At 26.1% G+C, this 1,224-nt stretch carries 1 protein-coding gene; it reads right to left on the bottom strand.

Going from position 1 to position 1,224, the window contains the following annotated elements; translation table 11 throughout:
• Nucleotides 1-421: 421 nt before the first annotated feature.
• Nucleotides 422-1,224, bottom strand: an 803-nt coding sequence (locus tag DD829_RS23630; RefSeq protein WP_116547840.1) for a hypothetical protein, incomplete at its 5' end; no start/stop codon positions are given.

Here is a 1,224-nt window from a genome sequence, read left to right as displayed (position 1 = left end):
GAAAAAAGAACTTACTGATTTCTTGAACATCAGAATATATAATAGTTTTTTAACAATAAGATATAAAAGAGGAGGCTTTGGTATATTTAAAAGTGATGATCCTGATAAATTAATTTTGTATAAGAGAAAAATAAAATTAACAAGTAGTGGAAATAATCCTGGATGAGAGAAAAATATAATAAACTTGTCTGTAAATTCTATTTCTTCATCTGTAGGACTGTACTCAGCTAATGCCCAACTTCTAATTCTAGTGAATATAGTCAAAACGATATAAATCTCTCAAGAATAGATAACCCTAACATACCAAAGATTTATATAAAATAATAATACAATCTGATATTATATAGATTAGATAAAATACTAATTTCCTATTCTTAAAGGCAATTTTCACATTGGAACTGCATAAAATGAAAAGATATAATTAAGTCAATTTAAAAAATCGTGGTTCTTCTATAAGTTTTTCTGTTAGCACAATTTTCCAATGATTTACTCCCAAATGTGCTCTATCTTTGTCACATTTTCTTTTAATAATTTTAACGATTGTACTGAGCGTCACGCCTTCCTCAATACTTGCTCTAATTGTATTTTTTAGTTCTGAAATTATATCATTACAATTGTTTGAAAACCTACTGAGAAGATATAATCTTGAATAATGGCTTTCAATGACATCAAAAAACTCTTTATTTATGCTACCATCATTATGTAATGTAAAATTAGCAGTAATATTTTTTTTTCGAAGATTAATTTTTACATCTACAAATAAATATTGATTTTGGGGTAAGCGATCTAAATATAAATTAAGAAATAAAGGATTACCATCTTTGACATAATTAGTACTTTTATGGCCATTGCAAACACTGCACGAGGGAAACAAATTTTGTGGATGAATTGAAAATTCTGGAAAATCTTCTTTAGGTAGCAAATGATCCATTGTCCTAGCCTCATTGATTGTACAATTTTGACAGGTATTAATAATTCTATTATATTCCGTTGTGGTAATAGCTTTTTTTAACTCTTGAATTTTACTATTCCTATAAGAATATAATTTTATAAGATCATCTTTCTGCGGATTTCGATATCCAAAGGATTTTATTAATAACAATTTATTATCCTTAAAATTTTTGTTATAGATTTTATAACAATTATCAATATTAGCCTTCAACAAACCTATTCTATATTTATATGTAGGATCTTTTATTGTATCCTTTTTTGATGCGACAACTT

The sequence above is a fragment of the Chryseobacterium sp. HMWF035 genome (assembly GCF_003094695.1).
Taxonomy (GTDB): Bacteria; Bacteroidota; Bacteroidia; order Flavobacteriales; family Weeksellaceae; genus Chryseobacterium; species Chryseobacterium gambrini.
This window is presented reverse-complemented; position numbering and strand designations above follow the sequence as displayed.